This is a genomic window from Pararhodospirillum photometricum DSM 122, assembly GCF_000284415.1.
GTDB lineage: Bacteria > Pseudomonadota > Alphaproteobacteria > Rhodospirillales > Rhodospirillaceae > Pararhodospirillum > Pararhodospirillum photometricum.
In genome coordinates this window covers 2014342-2040173 of record NC_017059.1, presented here as the reverse complement: position 1 = coordinate 2040173, position 25832 = coordinate 2014342, and the positions used below count along the sequence as shown (strand labels likewise).

23 protein-coding genes and 1 pseudogene are annotated in these 25832 nt (G+C 67.1%); 22 read left to right on the top strand and 2 right to left on the bottom strand.

Annotation, left to right across the window (positions count from 1 at the left end; translation table 11 throughout):
• Positions 1-119 precede the first annotated feature (119 nt).
• Both RSPPHO_RS09095 and RSPPHO_RS09090 read left to right on the top strand, forming a co-directional pair.
• Complete coding sequence (locus tag RSPPHO_RS09095) at positions 120-2201, top strand: methyl-accepting chemotaxis protein (RefSeq protein WP_014414958.1); 2082 nt, start codon at positions 120-122, stop codon at positions 2199-2201.
• Between the two features lie 185 nt (positions 2202-2386).
• On the top strand, positions 2387-2734 hold the full coding sequence (locus RSPPHO_RS09090; protein WP_014414957.1) for a hypothetical protein: 348 nt from the start codon (positions 2387-2389) through the stop codon (positions 2732-2734).
• Between the two features lie 48 nt (positions 2735-2782).
• Here the strand turns inward: RSPPHO_RS09090 and msrB are convergent, their stop codons facing one another.
• Entirely contained in the window at positions 2783-3187 is a 405-nt protein-coding gene (gene msrB / locus RSPPHO_RS09085; RefSeq protein ID WP_051013780.1) for a peptide-methionine (R)-S-oxide reductase MsrB, read from the bottom strand.
• 228 nt (positions 3188-3415) lie between these two features.
• On the opposite strand from msrB, the gene RSPPHO_RS09080 reads away from it, so the two are divergent.
• The 6 genes from RSPPHO_RS09080 (at position 3416) to RSPPHO_RS09055 (ending at position 10365) form a co-directional block, all read left to right on the top strand.
• Complete coding sequence (locus RSPPHO_RS09080; protein ID WP_014414955.1) at positions 3416-4990, top strand: ABC transporter ATP-binding protein; 1575 nt, start codon at positions 3416-3418, stop codon at positions 4988-4990.
• A complete protein-coding gene (locus tag RSPPHO_RS09075; RefSeq protein ID WP_014414954.1) occupies positions 4987-6069 on the top strand; it encodes an ABC transporter permease in 1083 nt (360 codons plus the stop codon). Before RSPPHO_RS09080 ends, RSPPHO_RS09075 begins: the two co-directional genes overlap by 4 nt.
• Position 6070: 1 nt before the next feature.
• A complete protein-coding gene (locus RSPPHO_RS09070) occupies positions 6071-6997 on the top strand; it encodes an ABC transporter permease (protein ID WP_041794863.1) in 927 nt (308 codons plus the stop codon).
• Between the two features lie 37 nt (positions 6998-7034).
• Positions 7035-8111: a BMP family ABC transporter substrate-binding protein gene (locus RSPPHO_RS09065; protein ID WP_014414952.1), complete on the top strand. Its 1077-nt coding sequence runs from the start codon at positions 7035-7037 to the stop codon at positions 8109-8111.
• Between the two features lie 277 nt (positions 8112-8388).
• Positions 8389-9402: an NAD-dependent epimerase/dehydratase family protein gene (locus RSPPHO_RS17785; protein ID WP_051013779.1), complete on the top strand. Its 1014-nt coding sequence runs from the start codon at positions 8389-8391 to the stop codon at positions 9400-9402.
• 153 nt (positions 9403-9555) lie between these two features.
• Positions 9556-10365, top strand: coding sequence for a Gfo/Idh/MocA family protein (locus RSPPHO_RS09055; RefSeq protein ID WP_051013778.1), 810 nt, complete (start codon positions 9556-9558; stop codon positions 10363-10365).
• A 16-nt stretch (positions 10366-10381) separates the two neighbouring features.
• Here the strand turns inward: RSPPHO_RS09055 and RSPPHO_RS21940 are convergent.
• Positions 10382-10780 (bottom strand): annotated as a pseudogene (locus tag RSPPHO_RS21940) (AMIN domain-containing protein); the annotation flags it as partial.
• A 782-nt stretch (positions 10781-11562) separates the two neighbouring features.
• Between RSPPHO_RS21940 and RSPPHO_RS09050 the strand changes: the two are divergent.
• From RSPPHO_RS09050 to prmC, 14 genes are all read left to right on the top strand, one after another.
• Positions 11563-14157, top strand: coding sequence for an Rne/Rng family ribonuclease (locus tag RSPPHO_RS09050; RefSeq protein WP_242390465.1), 2595 nt, complete (start codon positions 11563-11565; stop codon positions 14155-14157).
• Between the two features lie 64 nt (positions 14158-14221).
• A complete protein-coding gene (gene ccmA / locus RSPPHO_RS09045) occupies positions 14222-14920 on the top strand; it encodes a heme ABC exporter ATP-binding protein CcmA (RefSeq protein ID WP_014414949.1) in 699 nt (232 codons plus the stop codon).
• A complete protein-coding gene (ccmB, locus tag RSPPHO_RS09040) occupies positions 14920-15585 on the top strand; it encodes a heme exporter protein CcmB (RefSeq protein WP_041794861.1) in 666 nt (221 codons plus the stop codon). Before ccmA ends, ccmB begins: the two co-directional genes overlap by 1 nt.
• A gap of 71 nt (positions 15586-15656) precedes the next feature.
• Positions 15657-16376 (top strand): heme ABC transporter permease, encoded by a 720-nt coding sequence (locus tag RSPPHO_RS09035; protein ID WP_014414947.1) that lies wholly within the window; start codon positions 15657-15659, stop codon positions 16374-16376.
• A 13-nt stretch (positions 16377-16389) separates the two neighbouring features.
• On the top strand, positions 16390-16569 hold the full coding sequence (ccmD, locus tag RSPPHO_RS09030) for a heme exporter protein CcmD (RefSeq protein ID WP_041794856.1): 180 nt from the start codon (positions 16390-16392) through the stop codon (positions 16567-16569).
• A 38-nt stretch (positions 16570-16607) separates the two neighbouring features.
• The gene (gene ccmE, locus RSPPHO_RS09025) at positions 16608-17057 is read left to right on the top strand and encodes a cytochrome c maturation protein CcmE (protein ID WP_014414945.1); all 450 of its coding nucleotides are present in this window, start codon (positions 16608-16610) and stop codon (positions 17055-17057) included.
• Positions 17058-17125: 68 nt separating this feature from the next.
• Positions 17126-19117 carry a heme lyase CcmF/NrfE family subunit gene (locus RSPPHO_RS09020; RefSeq protein ID WP_041794854.1) on the top strand — a complete coding sequence of 664 codons (1992 nt, stop codon included), beginning with the start codon at positions 17126-17128 and terminating at the stop codon, positions 19115-19117.
• Entirely contained in the window at positions 19114-19722 is a 609-nt protein-coding gene (locus tag RSPPHO_RS09015; protein ID WP_014414943.1) for a DsbE family thiol:disulfide interchange protein, read from the top strand. Before RSPPHO_RS09020 ends, RSPPHO_RS09015 begins: the two co-directional genes overlap by 4 nt.
• The gene (locus RSPPHO_RS09010) at positions 19719-20285 is read left to right on the top strand and encodes a cytochrome c-type biogenesis protein (protein WP_069187545.1); all 567 of its coding nucleotides are present in this window, start codon (positions 19719-19721) and stop codon (positions 20283-20285) included. Before RSPPHO_RS09015 ends, RSPPHO_RS09010 begins: the two co-directional genes overlap by 4 nt.
• On the top strand, positions 20282-21001 hold the full coding sequence (ccmI, locus tag RSPPHO_RS09005) for a c-type cytochrome biogenesis protein CcmI (RefSeq protein ID WP_051013777.1): 720 nt from the start codon (positions 20282-20284) through the stop codon (positions 20999-21001). The genes RSPPHO_RS09010 and ccmI overlap by 4 nt, the downstream gene beginning before the upstream one ends.
• A 65-nt stretch (positions 21002-21066) precedes the next feature.
• Positions 21067-22314: a histidine--tRNA ligase gene (gene hisS / locus RSPPHO_RS09000; RefSeq protein WP_041796985.1), complete on the top strand. Its 1248-nt coding sequence runs from the start codon at positions 21067-21069 to the stop codon at positions 22312-22314.
• A 20-nt stretch (positions 22315-22334) separates the two neighbouring features.
• A complete protein-coding gene (hemA, locus tag RSPPHO_RS08995) occupies positions 22335-23618 on the top strand; it encodes a glutamyl-tRNA reductase (RefSeq protein ID WP_014414940.1) in 1284 nt (427 codons plus the stop codon).
• Positions 23619-23787: 169 nt separating this feature from the next.
• Positions 23788-24852, top strand: a complete 1065-nt coding sequence (gene prfA / locus RSPPHO_RS08990) for a peptide chain release factor 1 (protein ID WP_014414939.1) — start codon at positions 23788-23790, stop codon at positions 24850-24852.
• Positions 24849-25706 carry a peptide chain release factor N(5)-glutamine methyltransferase gene (gene prmC / locus RSPPHO_RS08985; RefSeq protein WP_014414938.1) on the top strand — a complete coding sequence of 286 codons (858 nt, stop codon included), beginning with the start codon at positions 24849-24851 and terminating at the stop codon, positions 25704-25706. The genes prfA and prmC overlap by 4 nt, the downstream gene beginning before the upstream one ends.
• The last annotated feature ends 126 nt before the right edge of the window (positions 25707-25832 follow it).

Sequence of the window (25832 nt, the reverse complement as noted above, 5' to 3'; positions counted from 1 at the left end):
TTCCTCTTTTGAAACAAGGCTGGTCGCCGCCCCCGTTCGTTTCGGCCCATGACCTAACCCGTTGTCTTTCAAAGAAAAACAATAATGATACACCATGACTCTCGGGAGGGAGCAACGCTGTGAGCGTCGGAGTATCTTTGAAACTTGAAGGCAAAATCATCGCCTGCGCAACCCTGGCCGTTGTGCTCTGCGCCATGGCCATCACGGGCGTGACCTTATGGCTCTCGCGCCATGCAGCGGAACGCACGGCGATGGTATTGGTCAACGAGATTGCCGAAAATCAGGGAGGACGGATCCGCCTCGACCTCTCGTCCGCCCTGGAGCGGGCCCGCGCCATCGCCACCGTGACCCAGGCGGAAATGGCCGAACCGGACCCACGCCGCGCGGTGGTGAACCGGGTCATTCAGCAGATCGCGGATCAGAACCGACACTACGCCGGCACGTGGCTGGACATGGCCCCCAACGCCTTCGATGGCCGTGACGCCGCGTTTGCCACCCGCTCGGGCCCCGAGATCCTGGGCCTGCCGGAAAACGGCCGCATGAGCCTGCTGTGGCTGCCCGAGGGCGACCGGGTCAGCGCGGACGACAGCGCGGGCATTGAGTTCGAGGAGGTCAAGGAAAAGGAATACTACAAGGCGGCCGCCTCCACCCGCTCCGACGTGGTGACCGAACCCTACCTTGATGATCAAACCCGCCTGCTGATGGCCAGCGCGGCGGTGCCGGTGTTGCGCGACGCCCAGGTGGTCGGCGTGGCCGGCATCGACTTTTCCCTGAGCGGCCTGACCGACATGGTGGCGGCCCAGCACCCGTTGGGGGCCGGGTATCTGGCGGTGATCTCGGCGGGCGGGTTGTATGTGGCCCACCCGCAGGCCGACAAACTCGCCAAGCCGGCCGACGATCTTCCCGACGATGTGCGCCGCGCCGCCATGCAGGGCCAAACCTACGGGCGCATGATGGCCCTCGACGGCAAGGACCATTATGTCCACCTGTTTCCCATGCGCTTTGGCACCTCCAACCGGCCGTGGGCGGTGTTGGTGGTGGTGCCACGAGCCGCGATCATGGCCGAGGCCAACCGCCTGACCGAAATCACCCTGGCAATCGGCTTGGTCGGGGTTTTTCTGGCCAGCCTCGGCGCCTTGGTGGTGGGGCGCGGCATTGCCAAGCCGGTGAAGGGCATGACCGTGTCGATGAGCGCGCTGGCCGGGGGCGATACCAGCATCACCATCCCGGCCATGGCCCAGCAAGACGAAGTGGGCGAGATGGCGCGGGCCGTCGATGTATTCAAACAAGCCATGATCCGCACCCAGGCCCTCGACGAAGCCCAGCGCCGCGACTGGGCGCAAAAGGAAGCGCGGGCCCGCGCCCTGGAAGCCCTGCAACACGAGTTCGAGCACCAGGGTGGCACCCTGATCGCCGCCCTCGAAAGCGCTGCCACCGACCTGGAGCGAACCGCGCGCGGCCTGCACGGCATTGCCGACCAGACCACCCAGCAATCAGTGGCGGTGGCGGCCTCGGCCGAGCAGTCCACCGGCAACGTCGAGACGGTGGCGGCGGCCACGGCTGAACTCAGCATGTCGATTGAAGAGATCCGCGCCCAGGCAGCGCAAGCCACCGAGGTGGCCCAAGCGGCTCTCCACGACGCGCGACGCACCGATGCCACTGTCGATGCCCTGGCCGGCAGCGCCCAGCGTATCGGCGACGTGGTGAGCATGATCCGCACCATCGCCGAGCAAACCAACCTGCTGGCGCTCAACGCGACCATCGAGGCGGCACGAGCCGGCGAGGCGGGCAAGGGCTTCTCCGTGGTCGCCGGCGAGGTCAAGTCCTTGGCCAACCAGACGGCCCGCGCCACCGAGGAAATCGTCGGCCAAATCGAGGAAATCCGCGCCATCGCCGCCCGCTCGGTGCAGTCGATCCAGGAGATTGGCAGGACCATCGAAGGCATGCACGCCATCGCCGCCGCCATCGCCGCCTCGGTCGAGCAACAACGCTGCGCCACTCAGGAGATCTCCCTCAACATCCACCAAGCCGCCGACGGCGCCCGCGAGACAGCCAGCCGAGCCGGCGAGATCCGCGAGGGGGCGGGCGCGACCGAAGGAGCGGCAAGCACCGTTCTCGCGGCGGCCGGGCAGGTAGCGCGGCAGTCGCGCGATCTGAATGTGCAGATGCAGCAGTTTTTACGCGGGGTTCGGGAGACGTAAGGCTAAGAAAAAAGAGGAAAAGGCCGGGGAGGCGCGGCCTCCCCAGACCCCTCGGGGCGGAAAGAATGCTGAGAGGATCTTTTAAAACTTTATTCTAGAACATAATTACGCCACCTAATGCGCCTTGACATGCCGATTTAAACCGACATCCTGGGGTGGAATGACACCCCCAGGAGATCGCGCCCATGTATCGACTGCTTGCTCTCGCCACCGGACTGTTCCTGCCCTCCCTGGCCTTTGCGGTTGGGGAAGAGGCGATGGCGACGCGGTTTGGCAACACGGTGGTGGTTCAGGACACCCTGGCCACGTCGCGCCTATGGTTTCAACCGGACCACACTTTTCGGGGGTCGAATTGGCTGATGGATGTTGGTGGCACGTGGTCGGTCAAGGAGGGGACGATTTGTCTGCATTTCGATGAGACGCCGCCGTTTCGCTCCAACCCTGAATGCGGCCGGTTGACGGCGCGGCAGGTGGGGGACACGTGGGAGGAGGAGGGGCGGACGTATCAGCTTTTGGAGGGGGTTCAGAAGTGACAGGAAGGAAAGGCTGGGGAGGCGGGCCTCCCCAGACCCCTCAAAACGTTAGCTGCCCTGAAGGTCGAAGCGCAGCACGGCGCCGTTGATGCAATAGCGCAGGCCGGTGGGGGCGGGGCCGTCGTCGAAGACGTGGCCGAGATGACCGTCGCAGGCGGCGCAATGGACCTCGGTGCGCACCATCATCAAGGTATGGTCGCTGGAGGTAGCGACGGCCTCGGGGTTGGCGGGACGGGTGAAGCTGGGCCAGCCGGAGCCGCTATCGTATTTGTCGTCCGAGCGAAACAAGGTGGCGCCGCACCCGGCACAAGAATAGGTGCCCGGGCGTTTTTCGTCATTCAACGGGCTGGTGAAGGCCCGCTCGGTGCCGTGGTGATGGAGGATTTCCACCTGTTCGGGGGAGAGGGTGCCGCACGACGCCCGGTTCCCCCCGCCGCATCCACAGTTGCTCATCAATGAAAACCCCGTGATAGTCAGGGATATCGCGCAAAAGACGAAAGTCCCTGATGATTCTTCCCGACAAACGCGTCGGTTTTTTTGATGTGGGGAGAAATGGGGGGCTCTCCAAGGGGCGAGGCTTGCATGCCATCTGGTCAGGGCGGCCGGGCAAGATTATGAATTCGCCATCCGCCGGAGCGCCTGCCGCGCCGGTGCCCGTTTTCCCCGCACCAGAGTCGTCGCATGGACCTTGCCTCCTCCCCTCCGCGCTTGCAGTTGCAAGGCATCGTGAAACGCTACGCTGGTCTTGTGGCCAACGACCACGTCAGTTTGGCGCTGGCCCCGGGGGAGATCCACGCCCTGCTGGGCGAGAACGGGGCGGGCAAGAGCACTCTGGTGAAGATCATCTATGGCGTGGTGCGTGCCGACGCCGGCACCGTGCTGTGGGAGGGCCAACCGGTGCGTATTGCCTCGCCGGCCCAGGCGCGGGCCCTGGGCATTGGCATGGTCTTCCAGCACTTTTCCCTGTTCGAGTCCATGACGGTCACCGAGAACGTCCAACTAGCGCTGGACGGCGAGCGCGACCCGGTGGGGCTGGCGCGCCGGGTGGCGGAGGTGGGCGAGCGCTACGGCTTGGCCCTGGATCCTCAGGCGCGGATTTGTGACCTGTCGGTCGGCGAGCGCCAGCGGGTGGAAATCGTGCGCTGCCTGCTCCAGGAGCCCCGGCTGTTGATTATGGACGAGCCGACCAGCGTACTGACCCCGCTGGAGGCCGATGCCTTGTTCGTCACCTTGCGGCGCCTCGCCGAGGAGGGGGTGACGATTCTCTACATCTCGCACAAGCTCGACGAAATCCGCGCCTTATGCCACCGAGCGACGGTGCTGCGGGCCGGCCGGGTGGTGGACACCTGCGACCCCCGGGACAAGTCGGCCCGTGAGCTGGCGCGGATGATGATTGGCGAGGACGTGGGCCTGCCCGAGCGCCGCGACCCCACCGCCCTGCCCGCCGCCCGCGCCGGGCATCCCGCCTGCCTGGAGATTGATCACCTGTCGCTGGCCGCCGATTCGCCGTTTGGAGTTCCCCTTGAGGACGTGAATTTGCGGGTCTATCCGGGCGAAATTGTGGGCATTGCCGGGGTGGCGGGCAACGGTCAGGCCACCTTGCTGGCGGCGCTGTCCGGCGAGCGGCCGGCGGCGCGTCCCGAGGCGTTGCAGGTCGCCGGCACCCCAGTCGGCCACCTGGGCCCGGCGGCGCGGCGCGACTTGGGGCTGGCCGTGGTGCCCGAGGAACGCTTGGGCCGGGGCGCGGTGCCTGAGTTGTCGCTGGCCGAGAATGCCTTGCTGTCGAGCTATCGCGCCGGAGCCCTGGTGCGCCGGGGTGTGATCGACCGCCGCCGGACCCACGGGCTGGCACGCACCATCATCGAGCATTTCGGGGTGCGGGCTGGAGGGTCGCGGGCTTCGGCAGGCAGCCTGTCGGGGGGCAACCTTCAAAAATTCATCATTGGCCGCGAGCTGATGCAAAAGCCGCGTCTTCTGGTCGCCAGTCAGCCGACCTGGGGCGTGGATGCCGGCGCGGCGGCGGCCATTCACCGTGCGCTGCTCGACCTGCGGGACACGGGGGCGGGCTTGTTGATCATTAGCCAGGATCTCGACGAGTTGTTTGCCATTGCCGACCGCATTGCCGTCCTGTGCGCCGGGCGCCTGTCGCCGACGCGTCCGTGCCACGAGGTCAGCCTGGAACAGGTGGGCCTGATGATGGGCGGCCTGTTTGACCCGCCCCCGCCCCTCGCCCCCGCTCAGGAGGCCCTGTCGTGATTCGCCTGCCCCACCTTGAAGCCCGGCCCGAGCCCTCGCCCGTGTGGGTATGGGCGGCACCGCTGGCCGCCGTGGCCCTGACCTTTCTTGTGGGCGGGCTGCTGTTCAGCCTGCTGGGCAAGGATCCGGTGGCAGCGCTGTCGGCCTTTTTCCTGACGCCCCTTAGCAGCGTTTACAGCCTCACCGAATTGGGGGTGAAGGCGGCGCCGCTGGCCCTGATCGCCGCTGGCCTCGCCGTCGGCTTTCGCGGCGGGGTGTGGAACATCGGCGCCGAGGGCCAGTTGACCCTGGGCGCCATCACCGGCGGCGGCGTCGCCCTGGCCCTGGGCCACAGTGACAGCATTTTTGTGTTGCCGGCGGTGATCGTCGCCGGGATCGTGGGGGGCATGGCCTGGGCCGCCCTCCCCGCCCTGCTGCGCACCCGCTTTCATGCCAGCGAAATTTTGACCAGTCTGATGCTCACCTACGTGGCCCAGTTGCTCTTGAGCTGGCTGGTGCATGGCCCCTGGCGCGACCCGAGCGGCTTCAACTTTCCGCAAACAGCCATGTTTAGCGCCTCGGCCACCTTTCCTCTGCTGATCGAGGGTACCCGGTTGCACCTGGGGGTTGGGGTGGCGGTGCTGGTGGTGGGGGCCGTATGGCTGCTGCTGGGACGGGGCTTTCTCGGCTTTCAAATCAAGGTCATGGGTCTGGCGCCGCGCGCCGGGGCCTATGCCGGCTTTCGCCAAAACCGCCTGATCTGGTTTGCCTTGCTGCTCTCGGGCGGCTTGGCGGGGTTTGCCGGATTGGCCGAGGTGGCGGGCCCAATCGGTCAGTTGACCCCCAGCATCTCGCCCGGCTACGGCTTCACGGCGATCATCGTGGCCTTTTTGGGCCGGCTGCACCCAGTCGGCATCCTGGTCGCCGCCCTGTTCATGGCGCTCACCTACCTGGGCGGCGAGACCGTCCAACTGATGATGGGCCTGCCGCTGGCCGTCACCGGGGTCTTCCAAGGCCTGATCTTGTTTTTCCTGCTGGCCGCCGACGTTTTGATCAAATACCGGGTGCGCTTTCGTGCCCGTCTGCCCGAGGACGCCTGAGATGGATGCCGATACCCTGAGCGCCGTGGTCAGTGCCATGGCCCGCGCCGCCACGCCGCTGGCTTTGGCCGCCCTGGGCGAACTGGTCACGGAAAAGGCCGGCGTGCTCAATCTGGGGGTCGAGGGCATGATGCTGATGGGCGCGGTCAGTGCCTTCGGGGTCACGGTGGCCACCGGCAATCCGGTGCTGGGGATCCTGGCGGCGATGGCGGCCGGGATGCTCATGGCCTTGTTGTTTGGGGTGCTGACCTTGAGTCTCAGGACCAATCAGGTAGCCACCGGCTTGGCCCTGACCTTGTTTGGCATTGGGCTCTCGGCGTTTGTCGGGCGGAGCTTTGTTGGCACGCCCCTGACCGCCCTGCCCGGCCTCTCCGTGCCCGGATTGAGTGACCTGCCCGTCATTGGCCCGGTGCTCTTTGGCCAAGATCCGCTGGTCTACGTCTCGGTGACGGTGATCGCCTTGGTGGCCTGGGGCTTGTCGCGCACCCGCACCGGCCTGATCGTGCGCGCCGTGGGCGAAAATCACGATGCCGCCCATGTGCTGGGCCACTCGGTGCTGGGGATCCGCTATGGCGCGGTGCTGTTTGGCGGGGTGCTGGGCGGACTGGCGGGGGCTTACCTGTCGCTGGTCTATACCCCGATGTGGGTGGAAAACATGACGGCTGGGCGCGGCTGGATCGCCCTGGCGTTGGTGGTCTTTGCCACCTGGAAGCCCTGGCGGGTGCTGGCCGGAGCGTGGCTGTTTGGCGGGGTGACCATCCTTCAACTCCACGCGCAGGGCCTGGGGGTCCAGGTTCCCAGCCAAATCATGTCAATGTTGCCGTATCTTGCCACCATCCTTGTCCTGGTCCTGATCTCGCGGGACGCGACCCGGGTCCGGCTCAACGCGCCGGCCTGCCTGGGCAAGGAGTTTTATCCCGACCGGTAAGCGTCGCGCCCGGTCCAGAGGAAAGGGAGACACCCCTTTGAAAAAGAATATCGTCCGGTTGGTCGCTGCGGCGGCGGTGGCTGTGGGGCTCACCGCCCCGGTCGAGGCCGCCGACCCGTTGAAGGTGGGCTTTGTGTACGTTGGCCCGGTCAGTGACCACGGCTGGTCCTACCAGCACGACCAGGGCCGCAAGGCGGTTGAGGAAGCCTTTGGTAGCCGCGTTCAAACGGCGTTCGTTGAGAACGTCCAAGAAGGCGCCGATGCCGAGCGCGTCATCCGCCAGTTCGCCGCCAATGGCTTCGACCTGATCTTCACCACGTCGTTCGGGTTCATGAACCCAACCTTGAAGGTGGCGCAGCAGTTCCCCAAGGTGAAGTTCGAGCACGCCACCGGCTACAAGCGCGCCGACAACGTGGCGACCTACGCCGCGCGGTTTTATGAGGGCCGTTATGTCATCGGCGTGATGGCCGGCCTGCTGACCAAGTCCAAGACCATTGGCTATATCGGCTCCTTCCCGATTCCCGAGGTGGTGAGCGGCATCAACGCGTTCACCCAAGGTCTGCGCAGCGTCAACCCGGACGCCGAAGTCAAGGTGATCTGGGTCAACTCCTGGTACGATCCGCCGCGCGAGCGCGAAGCCGCCGAGACCCTGGTCGCCCAGGGCGCCGACGTGCTGACCCAGCACACCGACAGCCCGGCCCCGGTCCAGGTGGCCGAGGAAAAGGGCATCGTTGCCTTTGGTCAAGCCACCGAGATGTCGCGCTTCGCCCCGAAGGCGCACCTGACGGCAATCGTGGACAACTGGCGCGATTACTACAAGGCGCGCGTCCAGGCGGTTCTGGACGGCACCTGGAAGTCTGAAGACACCTGGGGCGGCCTTGCCACCGACATGGTGCACATGAGCCCCTACAACCCCTCCCTGACCCCCGAGATTGTCGAAAAGGCCGAGGCGGCGCGTAAGGCGATCATGGACGGCACACTACACCCCTTCAAGGGCCCCCTGGTTAATCAGGCTGGGGAAGAAGTGTTGCCAGCCGGTCAGGCCCTGGACGACGCCAAGATCCTGTCCATGGACTGGTATGTGAAGGGCGTCCAAGGCGAGTTGCCCAAGTAAGCCCCCGGACCAGAGGGACCTGGGGAGGCCTGCCTCCCCAGCCTTCCCTATTTTTCGCCGTCCTCCGATTCCCCCCTGTCGCCTTGTGCGTGATCTCTTTCCGGGCGTGTTTAAGATCGTATATAAGAACGCCAACGTCGCCGGTCCTCGAGACGGAAAGGCACGCCAGATCATCCTCCAGTCTGAGGGGACTGGAGATCATGCAGGCCGGCCCCCCCGACCGGGACCCCTGGCCTGAAGGGCTCAAGCAAAGAACGTGACGAGAGGGGAAACGGACATGCGTACAATCCTGGTCACTGGCGCCGCGGGCTGTCTGGGCCGGCACGTGAGCACGCATCTCGCGAGCCTGCCCGAGTCTCAGGTGCGCGCGGGCACCCGCGTGGACGGGCGGCCGGCCCCCACGGGCGAGGGCCTGAGCGCCGTCGTGGCCGATGTGAAGGATGCCCGCACCCTGGAAGCGGCGTGCACCGGCGTTGACGCGATTGTCCATTGCGCCGCCGGCGACCGTCAGGTCCTGGTCAACGGAACCCAGGCTGTTCTCAACGCCGCGCGGTCCAAGGGCGTGCGCCGGGTCATTCATCTCTCATGCAGCACTGTTTATGGCTCGGCGAAGGGGGCGGTCAGCGAAGAAACGCCCCTGGTCACCGGCCTGGGCGATGAAGTGGGCGCCGCCGTGCTCAAGGCCGAGGCCGAGGCCCTGTGCCGGGCCGCCGCCGCCGAGGGCCTGTCGGTCGTCATCTTGCGCCCCACCGTGGTCATGGGCCCGGGCAGCCCCTTCTGGGCCGGAACCCTCGCCCAGCGGCTGGCCAACCGGGTGTGGGGAACCATCGGCAAGGTGGGCAACGGCACCTGCTCTCCGATTGATCCGCGCGATGTCGCCACCGCGGTGGCCGCCGCTTTGGACGCCGACGTGGCGCCGGGTACGGCCTTCAATCTGGCCGGCCCTGACACCTTGTCCTGGAATGCCTTTTTCGCGAAATACAACGATGCCCTGGCCCTGCCCGACGTGCGCGAGATCCAGCCGGAGTCGCTGGGCGTGCGCGTGCTCCAGGCCGGCCCGGCCAAACTGATTTCGCGGCACCTGCCCACCTTGAAGTCCAAGAAGGTGGAGAACACCTTGCTGTCCGCCCCGGACTTCGGCGAACTGGACCTCTACCGCCTTGTCGCCACCTACCCCACCGACAAGGCCCAGCGCGCCCTGGGATGGACGGCGGTCCACGGTGTTAAGGACGCCGTGGAGAGCGCCGCCGCCTGGGCCAAGGCGGAAGGGCTGACGCGTCGCACATTTTAGGCATAAGGCCCCGCCGACGCGCTCGGGGGTATCGCTGGCCCCCAGGTGACGTGCCTTCCGACCACGTCGGCGTGTCCTCCTTTTGGACCGTCTTGCCCCTTGGGGCAGGACACCCCACTTTGGTGTTGATGGAAACCGGGAAGGATCCTCCGCATGAACATCGCGTTCGTCGGCTGTGGGTATGTCGCCGACCTTTACAAGCAGACCCTGGGCAGCCACCTCGACCTGCGTCTGTTGGGGGCCTTCGATCTTGACGCAGAGCGGTTGACGGCCTTTGCCACCGCCCATCAGGTGAAGGCCTACGCCACCTTGGACGAGCTTCTGGCCGATCCTGTGCTCGACGTGGTCGTCAATCTGACCCCGTCGCGCTTCCATGCCGACGTGACCCGTACCGTTTTGGAAGCGGGTAAGCACGTCTACTGCGACAAGCTGCTGGCCCTTTCGCTCGACGAAGCCCGCGCCCTGATCGAGTTGGCCCAGTCCAAGGGCCTGCACCTGGGCGTCGGCCCGGCGACCCACCTGTCCGAGGGCGTCCAGACCCTGGCACGCAGCCTCAACAGCGGCAAGATCGGCAAGCCCCTCGCGGTCCATGCCGAAATGGTCACCGGCTTCGCCTGCGCGCCGTGGAAGAGCGTGTCGGGGGCTTCCTGGCCGGTGCCCGAGGACGTGGCGGTCGGCGCCGTTTTGGAAAACGCCGGCACCCAAATCGCCCCGCTGGTGACCCACCACCAGCCGGAAGGGTCCCGGGACGCAGATCGACGGGCCCGCCCACCGGGACAGCCTCGGCATGGACGCCCCCCGACGTGGGCGCGGGGGCCGTCGGTGCGGGCGGGGTGGGAAAAGCGCCCTGGGCGGGGGCTAGGCCCGCAGCGCGGGTCGAGGGTTCGGGAGTCACGGACTTCGGCGCGACGGGCACCGGGACCTTGCCCACGGTGGCGAGAAAGGCGCTGCGATCGACACTGACCAGATCCACCACCAAGCGCCAGCCAAAGCCACCCTGGGGTTCGAGCAGAAAATCCTTATCGACGATGGCGGGCCCGGTGAGGTCGATCACGACGCGCGAGACCCCGGGGTCGCCAGGACCGGTGCGCACCGCGCGCACGGTGCCCAGGGCGGCGGGCGCGCTCGCGCCATCAAACTCCACCTGGGGAAGATCAAGAATCAAGCGCGGCGGGGCGTCGAGGGCAAAGGTCCGCCACGTCACCCGCTCGGAGAGATCGACCACCAGCCGGGTGGTCTTTTCCTGGAGACCGAGACGCAGTCGGGTCGCCCGTGCTTGGGCCCAGCCGGGACGGGCCGCGAACACGCCGACCACGAGACCCGACGCTCCCGCAAGGAGCGCACGGCGGCTCAATCTTGTCAGCCTTCTTTCGGTCATCGCCGTATACCCGATCCTGCCTGGGATACCATCCCCATCCCCGCGCGCCTCTTGTAGGGACCGGCGCCTTTGGTTGCAAGATTCCAACGCAACACACTCTTCCTATCCCATGAATCTGAAAATTTTCTTGCTGCCACGTCACGGGGGCCTCTGCCCTTAAAATATCACCGCCCGCCCCCAAAGGGAAAATAAGATGGTTGTGGTCCGGGCGCCTGGGCAGTATCCTAAGGGCGAGATTCCGTTGATGGGTCTTGTTCGAGACTCCCGGCGGCGCAAGCCGGAGGTGTTGCGAACAGCGGGAAGAGTGGCCTGCCAGCGTCTTTTGCCCATGGCTTTGTCCGAGGGCAGGACAGGACAGGCGTCGAGCCCGGATCCGTCAAGCGGTTTTGACCGACAACAGTTTCCTTTCGGCCGGGTCGCCCGGGCCCAAGGAGTTAAGGCGCCCCGCGCAAGGTGCCCCTGCATCAAGGATGCGATGGAGCAGATGGTGAGGAATAGACCCGCAGAGGCTTGGAGGGACGCGTTTGTTCTTTCCCAGGCGCCATGCGCGGGTTCTTTGTTCTCTCCCGGTCATGCCCCGTGTCTTTCCCTTCCACATCGCCAGAGCGTGCCTTTGTCCCCGCCCGGGAGGAAGGCCGTCGCGCCCCGAGGGGGGACGCGAGGACCGTGGAAGAGAGGGGAACCCCAGGCGCCTCCCGCCTCCTGCCCGCCCCAGACCCGCCGATCCCGACAGATCGACCGCCCGGCACGCCCGGATCCGGTCCCGCGGAGACGGCTTCCTAATGACCAAACGTATGTTGATCGATGCCAACCACCCCGAGGAAACGCGGGTGGTTGTCTTGGATGGGACTCGACTCGATGAATTCGATGTCGAGACCTCGACTAAAARGCAGCTAAAAGGCAACATCTACCTCGCTAAAATTGTCAGGGTCGAACCTTCCTTGCAAGCTGCCTTCGTGGATTACGGCGGCAATCGGCATGGCTTTTTGGCCTTTAATGAAATCCACCCCGACTATTACCAAATTCCTCTGGCCGACCGGGAGCGCCTGATCGCTGAACAGGTCGCGCTCGCCGAAAGCGAGGACGACGACGACGAGGACGGCGCCGACGCGGAAGACGGCGACACCGCCGAGAACGGCCTCTCCGGGGAGACCGATGCCAGCAGCGTTGAAGAAGCAACGCCCCAGCGCCGCTCCCGTCCGCGTCCTTCCCGTTCCTACAAGATTCAAGACGTCATCAAGCGCCGACAGATCGTCCTGGTTCAGGTCGTGAAGGAAGAGCGCGGCAACAAGGGCGCGGCGCTGACCACCTATCTGTCGCTGGCTGGCCGCTATTGCGTCTTCATGCCCAACACAACCCGGGGCGGTGGTGTGTCGCGCAAGATCACCAGCGCGGCCGACCGCAAGCGCCTCAAGTCGATCATGAGCGAGCTGACCGGCCCCAAGGGCAGCGCGATCATCTTGCGCACGGCCGGCTCCGAGCGCTCCAAGGCCGAGATCAAGCGCGATCACGATTACCTCCTGCGCACCTGGGAGACCATCCGCCAGACCACCTTAACGTCGCGGGCGCCCTGCCTGATCCACGAGGAAGGCAGCCTGATCAAGCGGGCCATCCGCGACATTTATAGCCGGGACATCGAGGAGGTCCTGGTTGAGGGTGAGGCCGGCTACCGCATGGCCAAGGACTTCATGCGCATGCTGACCCCCTCGCATGCCAAGCGGGTTCAGCCGTACACGGACGCTTCCATGCCGCTGTTCCACCGGTTCCAGGTGGAAAGCCAGATGGACGCCATGCTCCAGCCGATCGCCCAGTTGAAGTCGGGCGGCTACCTCGTCATCAACCAGACCGAAGCTCTGGTGGCCATTGACGTGAACTCGGGGCGCTCGACCCGTGAGCGCAACATTGAGGAAACGGCGTACAAGACCAACTTGGAGGCGGCCGACGAAATCGCCCGGCAACTTCGGTTGCGAGACCTTGCCGGCCTGATCGTCATCGATTTTATCGACATGGACGATCCCAAGTACAACGCCGCCGTCGAGCGCCGCCTCAAGGAAGCGCTGCGCCACGACCGAGCGCGCATCCAGATTGGCCGCATCAGTGCGTTTGGCCTTCTGGAAATGTCGCGCCAGCGCCTGCGGCCCAGTTTGATGGAAACCAGCTTCCAGCCCTGCCCCCATTGCCGGGGCGCCGGGGTGGTGCGCTCGGTGGAATCGACGGCCATCCACATCCTGCGCATCATTGAGGAGGAGGGGGTGCGCCGGCGCTCCTGCGAGGTCACGGTGTTCGTGCCCACCGCCGTGGCATTGTATATCCTGAACTACAAGCGCTCCACGCTGGCGGCGATGGAGCAGCGCCACGACTTTACGGTGCTGCTGCAAGGCGACGACAGCTTGATCATCCCCGATCACCGGATGGAGCGGGTCAAGGCCGAGACGCCGCGCCGCGAGACGCCTGCGCTGGACCTTCCGGCGCCGGTCGAGGAGCCCGAGGACGAGATCCCCGAAGAGGAAGAGGACGACGAGAGCCTGGAGGCCGCCGGCGGCGAGCCCTTGGTCGAGACCGACACCGAGACCGACGCCGACACCGACGAAAACGGCTCGCGCAAGCGCCGGCGGCGGCGGCGGCGGCGGCGGAAGGAACAAGACGGCGAGTCCCTGAGCGCCGAGGCCCCCGTCGTGACCGAAGAGGACACTGACGAGGACGCCGACGAGACCGCCGAGGAAGAGCCGACTGGCCCTGAGGAAACCGCCCCGACGCCGGAAACGGCCGAAGAGGACAGCACGTCGGAGCGGCGGCGCTCTCGGCGGCGGCGGGCTCGGCGGCGCGAGCGGCCGATGCGCGATGACCTGCCGGCGGCGGCCCTGGTGGATCCCGAGATGGCCGACGAAATCATCGGCACCTTGCCGCCCGACCAGGACGAGCCGGAGCGCCCCGCGGAGATCCGCACCATTGTGATCGAAACGGTGGACGCCCAGGCCTCGGCGATCGAGGACAGCGCGCCGCCTCCCCCGGAGGCGCCGCCCTCCCCGCCGCTGGAAGAGCCGGAGCCCTTGCTCCCGAAGGGGCAGGACGCTTTCCTCCCGGAGGGGCAGGACGCTTTCCTCCCGGAGGGGCAGGACGCTTTCCTCCCTGCCGCCCCCGAGGAAGCCCCCCCCGGTGGCAAGCGCACCAACACCCAGCGAACCTGCCTCTACGGCCCCGGCGCTGGATCACCCCTGGGCCGAAGCCGCCCCGGCCCCGGTTCCGGCCGCCGCGCCCGAAGGCCCCCCCCCGCCGCGCCGGGTCGGCTGGTGGTCACGGCTGATGCCCTCGTAACACCTCTAAGGAATCGAGGGGTCTGGGGAGGCCACGCCTCCCCAGCCTTCCTTCTGCCCTGAAGGCCGACGGCCCCTCGATCCCTTCCTTCCCTTTCAGAAAGAAATGCTCTAAACGGGGCGGATCATGGCAGCCACGATCGACACCCCCCGTTTCGCCGCGCCCGCCCCCTTCGCCGGGCATGGCCTGCTTTGCGTGCGCGGTGAGCGCGCCGTGTTCGCGGCCCTGGAGTTTCGCCTGGAGCCCGGAGGCGCCTTGATGCTGGTGGGCCCCAACGGCGCCGGCAAGTCGTCCTTGCTGCGGCTGATGGCACTGTTGCTGCGCCCGACGGCCGGGACGCTGACCTGGGACGGAACCGACGTAGCCGAGGATCCCGAGGCCCACGGCGAGCGCGTCCGCTATGTTGGTCACCTCGACGCCATCAAACCGGTCTTGGACCTGCGGGAAAACGTCGCCTTTTGGGCCCGACTGGCCGGGGCGGGCGAAACCTACCTCGACGAGGCCCTGGCGACCTTCAATCTCAGCCACTTGGCCCACCTGCCCGGCCGCATGCTCTCGGCGGGCCAGAAGCGCCGCACCAATCTGGCCCGGCTGATTGCCGCCCCCGCGCCGTTGTGGCTGCTGGATGAACCAACGACCGCCTTGGACCGGGCCTCGATTGGCCTCCTAGAGGGGGCTCTGGCGCGTCATCGGGCCCAAGGTGGCATGGTCGTGCTCTCGACCCACCAGGATATTGCCCTCCCGGGGGCGGAGATCTTGGCGGTGGATCGTTTTATGCCCGATCTTGAGCGATCCGGCGCTCTGTTTTGGGGAGACGCGCCGTGATGGGGGTTTTTGGAACGGTTCTGGCGCGCGACCTGCGCTTGGCGCTGCGCCAGGGCACCGACAGCTTGATGGTGGTTGCCTTTTTTGTGGTGACGGTGGTGCTGTTCCCCTTTGGCGTGGGGCCGGAAACGGCGGTCTTGGAGCGGATCAGCGCCGGCGTGTTGTGGGTAACGGCGCTTCTTGCGTCCATGCTGTCCCTGGACCGCCTGTTTCAGCAGGAATACGAAGACGGCAGCCTGGACCTGCTGACCCGGGCCCCGGCATCGCTGACGCTCATTGTCACCGCCAAGATCGCCGCCCACTGGCTGACCACCGCCTTGCCCCTGTTGGCTGCGGCCCCCCTGCTGGCGGTGCTCTTGCAAATGCGCCCTGAGGGCTTTGGGCTGATGCTGGCGGCGATGGCGCTGGGCACGCCGACCCTGAGCTTGGTGGGCGCGGTGGGCGCGGCCTTGGTGTTAGGGGCGCGGCGGGGCGGTGTTTTGGTCTCCTTGCTGATTTTGCCCTTGTACGTCCCCGTTCTCATTTTCGGGGTGTCGGCCGTGGATGCGGCCGTGATGGGGTTTGCCTATGGGGCGCAGTTGAAGATCTTGGGGGCCATGTTGCTGGCCGCGCTGGTCTTGTGCCCTCTTGCCACGGCCCTGGCGCTGCGTCAGGCCCTGGAATGAGCGTCCTGGGCGGACTGGAAACCGCCCGGTTCCTTCGCTAAGGTGTAGCGACCCGAAACCGAGATCGCCCCATGCACAAATTTGCCAATCCGACTCGCTTTCTCAAGATCAGTCGCGTGGTCCTGCCGTGGAGCGCCGCCCTGACCGGGCTGTCCTTGCTGGTGGGGCTGGCGTGGTCTTTGGTGTACTCCCCACCGGACTACCAGCAAGGCGAGAGCGTGCGCATCATGTATGTGCACGTTCCCTCGGCCTGGATGGCCCTGTTTGCCTATGTTTTCATGGCGGTGGGCTCGGCGGTGGCCCTAATCTGGAAGCACCCGCTGGCCGATCTGGCGGCGCGGGCGGCGGCGCCGCTGGGCGCGGCCTTCACCTTTTTGTGCCTCGTCTCGGGCGCCCTGTGGGGCAAGCCGATGTGGGGGGCTTGGTGGGTGTGGGACGCGCGCCTGACCTCGATGCTGGTCTTGCTGTTTTTGTACCTGGGCTACATGGCGCTGGCCAACGCCTTTGACGACGTGACGCGCGGCAACCGCGCCGCCGCCATTTTGTGTTTGGTCGGGGTGGTCAACATTCCCATCATCAAGTTCTCGGTGGACTGGTGGAACACGCTGCACCAGCCGGCCAGCGTGATCAAGGCGGGGGGCCCGGCGCTTGATGCCTCGATTTTGGGGCCCTTGCTGGTGATGGTGCTGGGCTTTCAGCTTTTGTTCGTGACCCTGGTTCTGGTGCGCATGGAAAGCGGCATTGCCGCCGCCAAGATCCGCGCCCTGGGCCAGCGGGCCCTGGCCGGCTAAGGGAAGAGCGCAGATGGACAGCCTGATGACCTATTTTGCCATGGGAGGCTACGCGCTTTATGTGTGGCCAGCCTATGTGTTGTGCGCGGTCGTGGTGGGTGGCCTCGCGGTGCACGCCTGGACCGAGCGCCGACGCACCCTGGCCCTTCTGGACCGGATGCGGACCCTGAGCCGGGACCGTGAGCCGTCCTGAGGGCCGGGCGCCTGTCATAACGAGGGAGAACGCGACCCGTGACCCGCAAAAAACGCCGCTTGATGTTCGTGCTGCTGGGCCTTCTGGTCTTGTTCACGGCGGTTGGTTTGACCCTGGCGGCCTTGAAGGACAACTTGGTGTTTTTTTACAGTCCCACGGACGTCAAGGAAAAGCACATCGAGGAAGGGCGCCGCTTCCGGGTGGGCGGCCTCGTGGAACAAGGGAGCGTGGTCAAGGAGGGCGAGGTGGTGCGCTTTGTCGTCACCGATCTCGTCAACCGTCTGCCCGTCACCTACACCGGCTTGCTGCCCGACCTGTTCCGCGAGGGTCAGGGCGTGGTGGCCGAGGGCCGGCTGGGCGACGACAAGGGCTTTATCGCCGAAACCGTGCTGGCCAAGCACGATGAGAACTACATGCCCCCCGAGGTGGCGGAATCGCTCAAGGCCTCGGGCAAGTGGGAGCATGGCCCCCCGTCCCCGGGCCAATAAACCGCGTCCCCCGCGCTTGCGGGCCGGGGGACGTCGCGTCTTTTTCTCCGGCTTTGGAGATGATGTCCATGATCGCCGAGTTCGGACACTTCTGCCTTGTCCTGGCTCTGTGCGTGGCCGCCGCCCAATCCCTGCTGCCCCTGTTGGGCGCGCGCCATGGCAACGTGGCCTGGATGGAGGCGGGGCGCCGTGCCTCGTTTGCCTTGTTCCCCCTGATCGCCGCGGCGTTTGGCGCCCTGACCTATGCCTATGTGGTCAGCGATTTTTCCCTGGTAAACGTGATTGAGAACAGCCACACCGACAAACCCTTGCTGTACAAGGTCTCGGGCGTGTGGGGCAATCACGAGGGGTCGTTGCTCCTGTGGATCGTGATCTTGGCGGCGTTTTCGTTTGCCATGAGCCTTCTGGGGGGCAGCCTGCCGCCGGCCTTGCGGGCGCGGGCTCTGGCGATTCAGGCGCTGATCATCACCGGGTTTTTGCTGTTTATCCTGTTCACGTCCAATCCGTTTTTGCGCGTGCCGGAAGGAATGGCGCCGATCAACGGCCAGGGTCTCAACCCGATGCTGCAAGATCCCGGCCTCGCCTTCCATCCGCCCATGCTGTATGCCGGGTACGTGGGCTTTTCCATGGCCTTTTCCCTGGCCATCGCCGCCTTGATCGAGGGCCGGGTGGACGCGGCTTGGGCGCGCTGGGTGCGCCCGTGGACCCTGATCGCCTGGGTCTTCCTGACCCTTGGCATCGCCCTGGGCAGTTGGTGGGCTTACTATGAACTGGGTTGGGGCGGCTGGTGGTACTGGGATCCGGTGGAAAACGCCAGTTTCATTCCCTGGCTGGCCGGCACCGCCTTGCTCCATTCGGCCATCGTGGTGGAAAAACGCGACAGCCTGAAGGCCTGGACGGTGTTTTTGGCCATTGTCACCTTTTCGCTGTCCCTGGTCGGCACCTTTTTGGTGCGCTCGGGCGTCATCACCTCGGTGCACGCCTTTGCCACCGACCCGACGCGCGGCCTGTTCATCCTGATCTTGCTGGCTGTCACCATCGGCGGCTCGCTCACCTTGTTTGCCGTGCGCGCGCCGGTGCTCAAGGCGGGGGGGCTGTTTGCGCCGGTGTCGCGCGAGGGCAGCTTGCTCGTTAACAACCTGTTGATGAGCACGGCCTCCTTGACCGTGTTGCTGGGCACTCTCTACCCGCTGATCGCCGATGCCTTCCAGTGGGGCAAGGTCACGGTGGGCGCGCCGTTCTTCAACAGCGTGTTCGTGCCCCTGATGGTGCCCATGGTCGCTCTGATGGCGGTGGGCCCGATGTTGAGTTGGAAACGGGCCGACTTGGCTGGGGCCTTGGGCCGCCTCAAGGTGGCGTTCGGCGCCGCCGTGGGGATTGCCCTGCTGACCTATGGGTTGGCGGGGGGCGGCTTGGCCGAGGTGGGAGCGGCCTTTGGCTTTGGGCTGGCGGCGTGGCTGGCGGTCGGCACCTTGGTGGACCTCTCGGAACGCCTGCGCTTGGGCCGTGAGCCCTGGACCGAGGTCCAGCGCCGCCTGCGGTTGCAACCGCGCGCCACCTGGGGTCTGGTGCTGGGCCACCTGGGCACCGCGCTGGTGGTGGTGGGCATCGCCGGCAACACCGCCTGGAAGCAAGAGGCGGTCCAGGCCCTCAAGCCCGGCGAAAGCAAGGACTTGGCCGGGACCACCTTCACCTTGGTCGATGTCGCCCTGGAGGAAGGCCCCAACTACACCTCGATCACCGGCACCGTGCGCCTGACGCGCGACGGTCAGGAGATCGCCGTGCTGCATCCCGAGCGCCGCGCCTACCGCACCCCGCCGATGCCGACCACCGAATCGGCGATTCACACCAACGGCCTGTCCGACACCCACGCCGTCATCGGCGAGCCGACCGGCGATGGTGGCTTTGTTACCCGTTTCTATTACGAGCCGGCGGTGCCCTTCTTGTGGTACGGCGCGCTGCTGATGAGCCTGGGCGGCCTGATGTCGGTCAGCGACCGCCGTCACCGGGTGGGCGCGCCGCGCCGGGCCCCGCGTGAAGCAAGGAGTTTGGCGTCATGACCCCCTCGCCCTCTCCCGACCCCGAGGAGACCGCCCCCCTGCCCTTCGTCGCAGCCAAGCGCCCCAAGCGCTGGGTTTATTTCCTGCCCCTGGGGGTGGTCGCCCTGTTGGTGGTGTTGTTCCTGGTGGGGCTGGATCGAGATCCTCGCTTGTTGCCCTCGCAGTTGATCAACCGGCCCCTGCCCGCGTTTTCGCTGGAGCCCCTGCCCGGCCGAGGCCGGCCCCTTGACAGCGCCGCCCTCAAGGGAGATGTCAGTCTGGTCAACGTGTTCGGCTCGTGGTGCGTGGCCTGCCAGCAGGAACACCCCATGCTGCTGGCCATCCAGCGTGAAGGCTTGGTGCGCATCCACGGGGTGGACTGGCGGGAGAAGGATCCAGCCGACGGGCTGGCGTGGCTTAACCGCCACGGCGACCCCTACGACCGGGTCGGCCTCGACCCGGACAGCCACGTGGTCATTGACCTCGGTGTGACCGGCGCGCCCGAAACCTTTGTGGTCGATGCCCAGGGCGTGGTCCGCTACAAGCATACCGGACCGATCACCCCCGAGGTGTGGAGCCAGACCCTCAAGCCCCTGATCTTGTCCTTGCGGGAGGGCCAGCCATGACCCACCTCACCGGTTTTTTCCTCCGTCCCGCCGTGCTCGTCTTCGGACTGGGGCTCGTCAGCCTGCCGGCGTTGGCGGTCCAGCCCGACGAGATCCTGCCCGACCCCACCTTGGAAAGCCGGGCCCGCGAGATCAGCCAGGGCCTGCGCTGCGTGGTCTGCCAAAGCGAGAACATCGACGAATCCAACGCCGACCTCGCCCGCGACATGCGCCTGAGGGTCCGCTCCTTGTTGACCGAGGGACGCAGCAACGACGAGGTGGTCGGCTACATGGTCGAGCGCTACGGCGACTATGTGCTGATGAAACCGCCCTTCAAGACCACCACCGTGTTCTTGTGGCTGGGTCCCTTCTTGGCGCTGGGGGCCGGGGCGTTTGGGCTGTGGACCTTCTTTCGCCGCCGCGACGGGGTCGATCCGGCTCTGGTCACGGGCTTGAACGAGGAAGAGGAGCGCCGCCTCAAGGCCCTGCTGGCTGAGGCCTCGCCTCCCTCTCCCTCTCCCTCTCCCGCTGCTCCTCCCCCTCCGGCCCCCTCCCCGGCCGCCGACAAGGAGACCCCCGCGTGACCGTGTTGTTTTGGACCGTGGCGGCGGGCGTGGGCCTGGGCGCGGCGGGAACCCTGGCTTGGCCCCTGGTGCGCCCGCGCCGGGTGGATGCCGATGTTCCGACCCGCGCCGCCTATGACTTGGCCGTCTATCGCGATCAACTCTCCGAGATCGAGCGCGACCTAGCCTCCGGCCTGTTGCCACCCGATCAGGCCGAGGCGGCCCGCCTGGAAGTGCAGCGTCGCCTGCTGGCCGTGCCGGTGGCCCCCGTCGGCCCGGCTCCCGAGGGGGGGATCCCTGCGCCGGAGATCCCCCCGCCGCAGGTCACCACCGTGCCCGCCGGCAACCGCAGCCGCGCGGCGGCAGCAGCGCTGATCATCGGCCTGCCGGCGGCGGCCTTGGCCCTCTACACCGTGGTCGGCATGCCCGGCCAGCGCGACCTGCCCTTTGCCCAACGTCTGGACGAAGCCAGCCGCCTCACCGCCGCCGGCCCCGAGGCTCCGGCCAGTCCCCCACCCAGCGCACCAGAGAGTGTGGACCGCATGGCCAGCCTGAAGGCTGCCATCGCCGCCACACCCGAGGACCCGGAACCACGCTTGCAACTGGCTCGGCTGCTGCTCCAGGCCGGTCAAGCGGCGGAGGCGGTGGCCCGCCTCCCCGCCTTCTCTCTTTCTTCCAAAGGCGCGCTTTTCTGGACAGCAGCGGGTCCGAATGGTATCGGGTCCCTCTTGGGCTGATGATCAAGCCCGGCAGGCGCCACTCGGCCCTGCATTTTGCAGAACATGCCAAAGAGGATAACACCGTGGCCGCCTTGCAGCCCGTTCGCGGCACCCATGACAGCCTGCCCGAAGAGTCGGGCCTGCACCGCTTGGTCGAGGACACCGCCCGGGCCGTCGCCGGGCGCTTCGGCTATGGCGAAATCATCACGCCGATCTTTGAGTTCACCGACGTCTTCGCCCGCACCCTGGGCGAAACCTCCGATGTCGTGACCAAGGAGATGTACACCTTCACCGACCGTTCGGGCGACAGCCTGACGCTGCGGCCCGAAGGCACCGCCGGCATCGCCCGAGCCTTCATCTCCAATGGCTTGGCCCAGAACGCGCCGATCAAGGTGTTCTATCGCGGCCCGATGTTCCGGCACGAGCGCCCGCAAAAGGGCCGGCTGCGCCAGTTCCATCAAGTGGGTGTCGAGCTGTTGGGCGTGGAAAACCCGCTGGGCGACATCGAGGTCATCACCTTGGGGTACCACCTGCTGGAGGCCCTGGGGCTGGCCGGGCGCGTTGTCTTGCACCTCAACAGCCTGGGTGATCTGGAAAGCCGTGCCGCCTACCGCGAGATCCTGGTCGCCTACCTGCAAAGCCACCGCGAGCGCCTGTCCCAAGACAGCCTGACCCGCCTGGAGCGCAATCCCTTGCGCGTGCTCGACTCCAAGGACGAGGGCGACCGCGCCGTGGTGGCCAACGCGCCGCGCCTGAGCGAGCATCTCAATCAGGCCAGCCGCGACTTCCTGGCCCGCGTCACCGATGGCCTGACCCGCTTGAACATCCCGTTTAAGCTCGATCCGCTGCTGGTGCGTGGCCTCGACTACTACGGCCATACTGCCTTTGAATTCGTGACCACCGATCTCGGTAGCCAGGGCACCGTGTTGGCCGGTGGGCGTTACGATGGCTTGGTGCGCCAGATGGGCGGACCGCCCACCCCGGGCATCGGCTGGGCTGCCGGGGTCGAGCGTTTGGCCATGCTGATGGGCGAGGCCGCCCGTCCCGTGGTGCGGCCCTTCGCCCTGGTCCCCACCGGCCCCGAAACCGAAAATATCGCCCTGGAGCTGGCCGACCGCTTGCGCCGGGCCGGGTTTGTCATTGATCTGGGCTATAGCGGGACCTTGGGCAAGCGCATGAAGCGTGCCGATCGTCTGAAGGCCCGGGCCGCGATCATTGTCGGTCCCGACGAAATCGCCAAGGGTGAGGTCGGGCTGCGCGACCTTGAGACGGGCGACCAGCAGGCCGTCGCGCTCGACGCGCTCGAAGCCGCCCTGGCCCGGCTGGTCTGATCCCGAGGAGACAGGGCACCGTGAGCGAGGGGCCGGGCATCGGCGTCGAGGGGTATCTCATGGTCGGGGTGAACCAAAAGGTCACCCCGCTCGCCTTGCGTGATCGGCTGTCCCTCGACGACCCCAGCGTTTTGACCCTGCTGACCCGCTTGCGCCAGCGCGGCCTGACCGATGTCATGGCCCTGTCCACCTGCGACCGGGTCGAGATCTGCGCCCACAGCACCGAGCCGGCGGTGGTCCGCCAGATCGTGCTGGAGGAGTTGTGCGCGGCCGGCGGCTTGTGCCCGGAGTGCCTGGAGGGCCATCTCCTGGATGTGCGCGGGGCGAGCGCCGTCTCCCACCTGTTCCGGGTGGCCGCTTCCCTGGAAAGCCAGGTTATCGGCGAGCCCCACGTTCTGGGGCAGGTCAAGGCCGCCCACCGGCTGGCCCGCGATGCCGGGATCGCCGGCTCGGCCCTGGAAGCCCTGCTGCAAGCCGCCTACACCACCGCCAAACGCGCCCGGGCCGAAACCCCCTTGGCCGAAGGCCCGGTCAGTTTGGCCGCCGCCGCCGTTCAGGTGGCACGCGACCTGCACGGCGATCTGGGCTCGTGCCGCTTGCTGCTGCTGGGCACCCAGGAAATGGGCGAGTTGATCGCCGAGCAACTCCTGGCCGCCGGGGTCGGCCGCCTTGTGGTGTGCAGCCCGCGCCGGCTGCGGGCCCAAGCGGTGGCCGAGCGCCTGGGCGGTTTGGTGGCAACCCACGACCGCCTGATGGATCTGCTGGTCGAGGCCGATATCGTGGTGGCTGGCATGGGGGGCAGCGCCCATGCCCTGTCTGAGGAGGCCGTGCGGCTGTCCTTGCGGCGACGGCGCAACCGGCCCATTTTCCTGGTCGATGTCGCCGTGCCCGCCACCATCGAACCCGCCGTCGAGCGCCTGGAAGCCGCCTTCCTCTATGACTTGGCCGACCTTGAAGGGGTGGCCGAGCGCGGCCGGGCCAACCGCGACGAGGCCGCCCGGGCCGCCAGCTTGCTGGTTGATGAGGCGGTGCGGGTTTTCGTGCGCCATCGGGCCGAGCGGCGCGCCGTGCCGGCGATCATGGCCTTGCGCGCCTTGTTCGATGTCGAGCGGCGCCGCGCGCTTGACGAGGCTCCCGACGATGCCGAAAAGGCGACTCGCTTGCTGGTCGGGCGCCTACTGCATGCGCCAAGCGCCGCGCTACGCGCTATGGCCGCCGAAAGCGAAGATGCCAAGGATCAGGCCGAGGCCATGCTGCGCCGTCTCTTCGCCTTGCCGGGGGAGGAGGACGGCCCCGAGCCCTAGAGAAAATAAGGAAGGCTGGGGAGGCTTGCCTCCCCAGACCCCTCGTTCCCTTAGGACCCCAGGAATGGAGGGGTCTGGGGAGGCGAGCCTCCCCAGCCTTCCCTTCCGACCTCCTACGTTTCTTCGCAGCCCGCGAAGTGCCCCAACCTGATCGTGGAACCCTCTCGCCATGAGCCTGGACGAAAACCTATCCCGGGTGGTGGCCCGGCACGACGAACTCCATGCCCTGCTGGCCCAGAGCACGGGCGGCGGCGAGACCTTCGTGCGCCTATCGCGGGAACTGGCCGACCTAACCCCGGTGGTGGAAGCCATCACCGCCTTGGAACGCGCGCGGACCGAACGGGCCGAAGCCCAGGCCATGCTCGACGATCCCGACCTGCGCGCCCTGGCTCGCGAGGAACTCGACCGGCTCGACGACACCTTGCCCCGTCTGGAAAAAGACGTGTGGCTAATGTTGCTGCCCAAGGACGAGGCCGACGAGCGCGGCGTTATCTTGGAAGTGCGGGCCGGCACCGGCGGCGACGAGGCGGCCCTGTTCGCCGGTGACCTGTTGCGCATGTACGGCCGCTATGCCCAGGAGCGCGGCTGGCGCTTCGAGGTGCTTGATGCCTCGGACACCGACATCGGCGGCGTCAAGGAGGCCAGCGCCTCCATCGCCGGGCGCGGCGTTTATGCGCGGCTCAAGTACGAATCCGGCGTGCACCGGGTGCAGCGCGTGCCGGTGACCGAGGCGGGCGGGCGCATCCACACCTCGGCCGCCACCGTGGCCGTGCTGCCCGAGGCCGAGGAGGTCGATGTCCAGATCGACGACAAGGACCTGCGTGTTGACACCTACCGCTCGCAAGGCGCCGGTGGCCAGCACGTCAACACCACCGATTCCGCCGTGCGCATCACCCACCTGCCCTCCGGGGTGGTGGTGCAGTGCCAGGACGAAAAGTCGCAGCACAAGAACCGGGCCAAGGCCATGCGCATGCTGCGGGCCAAGCTCTACGACCACGCCCGCCAAGTGGCCGACGACGCCCGCGCCGCCGCGCGCAAAACCCAAGTGGGCTCGGGCGACCGCTCGGAGCGCATCCGCACCTACAACTTCCCGCAAGGCCGGGTGACCGATCACCGCATCGGCCTGACCTTGCACCGCCTACCCGAGGTGCTGGCCGGCACCGCCCTCGACGAGGTGATCGATCCTCTGATCGCCGAGGATCAGGCCGCCAAGTTGGCGGAGCTGGGCGCGTGACCCTGGCCGACTGGGTCGCCGGCGCCGCCCGGCGGCTGGCCGAGGCCGGGCTGGACGACGCCCGGCGCGAGGCGCGGGTCCTGGCCGCCGTTGGCCTCGGGCTGGCCCCGGGGGCCGTGCTGACCCAGGGCGAGCGGGTGTTGAGCGCCGAGGAAACCGCCCCTCTGGCGGCGATGCTGGCCCGACGGGTGGCGCGCGAGCCCCTGTCGCGTATTGTCGGGCGGCGGGGGTTTTGGACCCTGGAACTGGCCCTCTCGCCCGACACCCTCGACCCGCGTCCCGACACCGAGACCCTGGTCCAGGCCGGGCTGGATCTGCTGCCGCCCCCGGCCCCCGGCAAGACGCCCTGCCTTCTTGATCTGGGCACCGGCTCGGGCTGCGTGCTGCTGGCGCTTTTGAGCGAGCGGCCGGACGCGCTGGGGGTGGGGGTGGACATTGCCCCGGGCGCCGCCGCCACCGCCCAGGCCAACGCCCGCGCCTTGGGGCTGGCCGACCGGGTGTTGGTGGTGGTCGGCGATTGGCTGACGGCGCTCAGAGGGCCGTTCGACCTGATTGTGTCCAACCCGCCCTATATCCCCAGCGCCGACATCGCCGGTCTGGAGCCCGAGGTGCGCTGCTTCGACCCATGGCGAGCCCTGGACGGCGGCCCCGATGGGCTGGCCCCTTATCGCCTGCTGGCCCGCGAGGCTCCGGCGCGTCTGACGCCGGGCGGCGCCTTGGCCGTGGAAGTCGGGCAGGGGCAAGACGCCGACGTGGCCGCCCTGCTGGCGGCGGCGGGGTGGCGTGAGATCGGCGTAAAACAGGACTTGGCGGGGGTGGGGCGCTGCGTGGTGGCCCGGGGGCGTCAAGAATAAGGGCAAGGCTGGGGAGGCGCGGCCTCCCCAGACCCCTCGTTTCCTGGGCGCTCCGTCTACAAGGGACGGAGGGGTCTGGGGAGGCCGCGCCTCCCCAGCCTTGCCTTTCTTGCCGTTACTGACCAG

Excerpts from the sequence above, each read along its gene's own strand:
- RSPPHO_RS09090 (WP_014414957.1), top strand. The coding sequence starts at position 2,387 with ATGTATCGACTGCTTGCTCTCGCCACCGGACTGTTCCTGCCCTCCCTG.
- msrB (WP_051013780.1), bottom strand. The coding sequence starts at position 3,187 with ATGAGCAACTGTGGATGCGGCGGGGGGAACCGGGCGTCGTGCGGCACC.
- RSPPHO_RS09080 (WP_014414955.1), top strand. The coding sequence starts at position 3,416 with ATGGACCTTGCCTCCTCCCCTCCGCGCTTGCAGTTGCAAGGCATCGTG.
- RSPPHO_RS09070 (WP_041794863.1), top strand. The coding sequence starts at position 6,071 with ATGGATGCCGATACCCTGAGCGCCGTGGTCAGTGCCATGGCCCGCGCC.
- RSPPHO_RS17785 (WP_051013779.1), top strand. The coding sequence starts at position 8,389 with ATGCGTACAATCCTGGTCACTGGCGCCGCGGGCTGTCTGGGCCGGCAC.
- RSPPHO_RS09055 (WP_051013778.1), top strand. The coding sequence starts at position 9,556 with ATGAACATCGCGTTCGTCGGCTGTGGGTATGTCGCCGACCTTTACAAG.
- ccmA (WP_014414949.1), top strand. The coding sequence starts at position 14,222 with ATGGCAGCCACGATCGACACCCCCCGTTTCGCCGCGCCCGCCCCCTTC.
- ccmB (WP_041794861.1), top strand. The coding sequence starts at position 14,920 with ATGGGGGTTTTTGGAACGGTTCTGGCGCGCGACCTGCGCTTGGCGCTG.
- RSPPHO_RS09035 (WP_014414947.1), top strand. The coding sequence starts at position 15,657 with ATGCACAAATTTGCCAATCCGACTCGCTTTCTCAAGATCAGTCGCGTG.
- ccmD (WP_041794856.1), top strand. The coding sequence starts at position 16,390 with ATGGACAGCCTGATGACCTATTTTGCCATGGGAGGCTACGCGCTTTAT.
- RSPPHO_RS09020 (WP_041794854.1), top strand. The coding sequence starts at position 17,126 with ATGATCGCCGAGTTCGGACACTTCTGCCTTGTCCTGGCTCTGTGCGTG.
- RSPPHO_RS09015 (WP_014414943.1), top strand. The coding sequence starts at position 19,114 with ATGACCCCCTCGCCCTCTCCCGACCCCGAGGAGACCGCCCCCCTGCCC.
- RSPPHO_RS09010 (WP_069187545.1), top strand. The coding sequence starts at position 19,719 with ATGACCCACCTCACCGGTTTTTTCCTCCGTCCCGCCGTGCTCGTCTTC.
- prfA (WP_014414939.1), top strand. The coding sequence starts at position 23,788 with ATGAGCCTGGACGAAAACCTATCCCGGGTGGTGGCCCGGCACGACGAA.